A 3,664-nucleotide genomic window follows, 5' to 3' on the forward strand; every position below is an offset into this window, starting at 1 on the left:
CCCAGAAGGGCAGTACGAACACAGCCAGAGCGGTGGCGAGCATGACGGTTCGGCTTCGGCCCACGTGCTGGGAAAGCGCGCCAAAACCTATGCCGCCAACCAGTCCGCCAATATTGGCGAAGATCATGATCAGGGAAATTATGTCCGCGCCGACCCGATGTTGCGCGCCGAGGAACTCGCTCGGATAGAGGTCCTGCACCGCATGCGCGAGGAAATTGAGCGCCGTCATGAGAAGGACAGCGAAGACGGCAAGGCTGGCGTTGCGTCGCAGCACCGGCCACAGCCCGATCTTGCGCTGCGCGGCCGACCGCATCCGCCATTCGGGGCTCTCCTACACATTTCGCCGGATGAAGAACGCCAGGAGAGCCGGTATGATTCCCACCATGGACATCCCGCGCCAGCCGAGCCAGGGAACGGCGAGATAGAGGAGCGAGGCGAGCAGATAACCGCTCGGATAGCCGGCCTGCAGGGAAGCCGGATGCGACGCCGCGCTGTTTGGCGGGAACGCTCTCCATTGCCAGTGAGGCGGCGACACCCCATTCGCCGCCCATCGCGACGCCATAGAGCGCGCGCATGATCAGGAACGCCGTCAAGGTCGGCGCCAAGCCAGAGCCGAACTCCAGAGCGGCGTAGCACAGAACATTGAGCATCAGGATCGGACGTCGTCCGAAGCGGTCCGCCAGCCGGCCGAACACCAGCGCGCCCACCGGGCGGCAGGCGAGAGTGAGGGTGATGGCGAAAGCGACGTCGTTGATCGGCGCGCCGAATGTGGCGGCCACGTCGAGCAGCACAAACACCATGATGAAAAAGTCGAACGCATCCAGCGTCCAGCCCAGGTAAGCCGCCCACAGGGCCTGCTTCCATCGCGGCGCGGGGACGGATGGCGCGGCGGCGCCGGCCAGCGTTCCGGGCCAGGTCTCAGGTTCGATCGTTGACATGACGATGGTCCTTCCCAAAGCGGCGGCAGGTCGCCGAAGATCCGGCGTCAGACTTCCCATCAGACCGGCGACCGGTCATCCTCACTTCTGAGGATGTGAGCCGAGGGCGCGGGGCCTATCTTTTCGGTCGTCCCTAGAAGGTCGAGGAGCCTGAATCGTGGCAAGCATGCGATGGGAGCGCTTCTTCGTCGGCGGCGCCTATGCGGGGCCCGCTGACGCGCAGGTCATGCATGGACAGATGCATGTGGAGATGCTCACCCCGGACGAACTCCGTCACCCTTGGCCGCTGGTGTTCATCCATGGCGCGGCGCAGACGGGTGTCGGCTGGATCACGACGCCGGACGGGCGTGAGGGCTGGGCGCCGTGGTTTGCGGAACGCGGCTGGAAGGTTTGCGTGGTGGATCAGCCTGCGCGCGGGCGCTCGGCCTGGCGGCCGGATCTGGATGGCGGGTTAAAGTCGATCTCGGTCAGCCAGACTGAGAACCTGTTCACCGCCCCCGAGCACAATCCCGGCTGGCCGCAGGCTGAATTGCACACCCAATGGCCCGGCGGCGCCGGCAAGGGGCGCGCAGGCGATCCGGTGTTCGACCAGTTCTATGCGAGTCAGGTCGCATCGCTGACCAATCCGGAAAGCGAGATTCTCATGCAGGCGGCGGGCGCCGCGCTGCTGGATCGCATCGGCCCGGCGGTGCTGATCACGCATTCGCAGGCGGGATTGTTCGGTTGGCTGATCGCCGATGCGCGCCCCGGCCTGGTCAAGGGCATTGTCGCGCTGGAGCCGGCCGGTCCGCCCTACAAGGATTCGCTGTTTCGCAGCGGCTTCGATCGCGAGTTTGGTTTGACCAGCCTGCCCTTGACCTATGAGCCGCCAGTTACCGCCGAAGCGCCGCTGGAGTTTGAACAGCAAGGCGGATGCTGGCTCCAGAAGGGCGCGGCGCGACGGCTGGTCCATCTCGCCGGCGTTCCGACCGCAGTGGTCACGTCGGAGGCGTCCTACCATGCGGAGTATGACCACTGCATGGTGGCCTATCTTCATCAGGCGGGCGTCGAAGCCGAATTCATCCGCTTGGCGGACCGGGGCATCCACGGCAACGGCCACATGATGATGCTGGAAAAGAACAGTCTCGATATCGCGGCCTGCGTCGAGGAATGGCTGATCGCCAACGTCGGGACCTCCGCGGAACGTATTTGCAAGGCCGCGCCTATGGCGCCGCCGTCATCGCCCCTTTAGCATAGGGCGCATCGGCGATCGCCGGGGCCTTCCGGGAAGCACATCATGCCGACCATCCGCGACCTGACCTACGAATTGCTCCGCCGAAATGGCATCACCACCATCTTCGGCAATCCCGGCTCCAACGAGTTGCCATTCCTCCAGGATTTTCCGTCCGATTTCCGCTACATCCTCGCCCTGCACGAGGGCGTGGCCATCGGCATTGCCGACGGCTACGCCCAGGCCACGGGCCGCACGGCGCTGGTCAATCTCCATTCCGCCGCCGGCACCGGCAACGCAATGGGCGGCTTGGCCAACGCCTGGAACTCGCATTCGCGGCTGGTGGTGACGGCCGGCCAGCAGACGCGCGCCATGATCGGCGTCGAGCCGCTGCTGACCAACATCGACGCGACCACCTTGCCAAAGCCGCTGGTGAAATGGTCCTACGAGCCCGCGCGCGCCGAGGACGCGCCGCTCGCCTTCAGCCGCGCCTTGCACCTGTCCAGCCTGCCCGCGCCCGGCCCGGTCTATCTCTCCATCCCCTATGACGACTGGACCAAGTCCGCCGAGCCGGAATCGCTGCGGCTGCTCCAGCGCACGGTTATCGCGGCAGGCGCCCTTGGCGCCGACGCAACGGCGGCGCTCGCCGCGCGCCTCGACCGCAGCGTCGATCCGGTCGTCGTCCTCGGCCCGGACGTGGATGCGGCGCGGGCGAACGAACATGCGGTGCGCCTCGCCGAAAAGCTGAAGGCGCCGGTGTGGATCGCCCCCTCGGCGCCGCGCTGCTCCTTCCCCACTACCCATCCGAACTTCCGCGGGCTCCTGCCCGCCGGAATGGCCTCCCTCTCCCGGCTGCTGGAGGGGCACGACCTGGTGCTGGTCGCCGGCGCGCCGGTGTTCCGCTATCACCAATACGAGCCCGGCCCCCTTTTGCCGCCCGGGGCCGAGCTGATCCAGATCACCTGCGACCCGGACGAGGCCGCGCGCGCCCCCATGGGCGACGCGGTCGCCGGCGACGTAGGCCTGATCCTCGCGGCGCTCGCCGATGCGGTGGGCGAGGCGGCGCGGGCGGCGCCGAAGCCACGGGAGAGGCCGCCACGGAGCGCGCCGGGCGCAACGCCCCTGACCGCGGAGCGCGTGCTCGATCTTATGGACGAACTCGCCCCGCCGGACGCCATTTATGTGAATGAATCCACCTCCACCATCGAGGCGATGTGGGAGCGGATGCGCTGGGAAAAGCCGGGGAGCTATTATTTCGGGGCGGCGGGCGGCCTCGGCTTCGCCATGCCGGCGGCGGTGGGCGTCCAGCTCGCCGAGCCGGACCGGCAGGTCATAGCTGTCATCGGCGACGGCTCGGCCAATTACAGCGTCACCGCCCTGTGGACGGCGGCGCAGCACAACGTGCCGGTGGTCTTCGTCATCATGCGCAACGGCACTTATGGCGCCCTGCGGTGGTTCGCCGGCGTGCTGAAGGCGGAGCGCGTGCCCGGCCTCGACGTGCCGGGCATCGACTTCG

Annotated in this window: 3 protein-coding genes and 2 pseudogenes; 2 read left to right on the forward strand and 3 right to left on the reverse strand. The window is 67.3% G+C overall.

Going from position 1 to position 3,664, the window contains the following annotated elements; genetic code table 11:
* The 3 genes and pseudogenes from BM177_RS20295 to BM177_RS21245 form a co-directional block, all read right to left on the reverse strand.
* Positions 1-313 (reverse strand): annotated as a pseudogene (locus BM177_RS20295) (MFS transporter); the annotation flags it as partial.
* Between the two features lie 18 nt (positions 314-331).
* The gene (locus tag BM177_RS20300) at positions 332-562 is read right to left on the reverse strand and encodes a hypothetical protein (RefSeq protein WP_091686867.1); all 231 of its coding nucleotides are present in this window, start codon (positions 560-562) and stop codon (positions 332-334) included.
* Positions 531-998, reverse strand: a pseudogene (locus BM177_RS21245) (MFS transporter); the annotation flags it as partial. The gene BM177_RS20300 and the pseudogene BM177_RS21245, both read right to left, overlap by 32 nt.
* 97 nt (positions 999-1,095) lie before the next feature.
* On the opposite strand from BM177_RS21245, the gene BM177_RS19145 reads away from it, so the two are divergent.
* Entirely contained in the window at positions 1,096-2,169 is a 1,074-nt protein-coding gene (locus BM177_RS19145; protein WP_175492716.1) for an alpha/beta hydrolase, read from the forward strand.
* Positions 2,170-2,214: 45 nt separating this feature from the next.
* On the forward strand, positions 2,215-3,664 hold a 1,450-nt coding region (mdlC, locus tag BM177_RS19150; RefSeq protein ID WP_091686870.1), incomplete at its 3' end, for a benzoylformate decarboxylase.

The organism is Methylocapsa palsarum (assembly GCF_900114285.1).
Lineage (GTDB): Bacteria > Pseudomonadota > Alphaproteobacteria > Rhizobiales > Beijerinckiaceae > Methylocapsa > Methylocapsa palsarum.

Excerpts from the sequence above, each read along its gene's own strand:
- BM177_RS20300 (WP_091686867.1), bottom strand. The coding sequence starts at position 562 with ATGGCGTCGCGATGGGCGGCGAATGGGGTGTCGCCGCCTCACTGGCAA.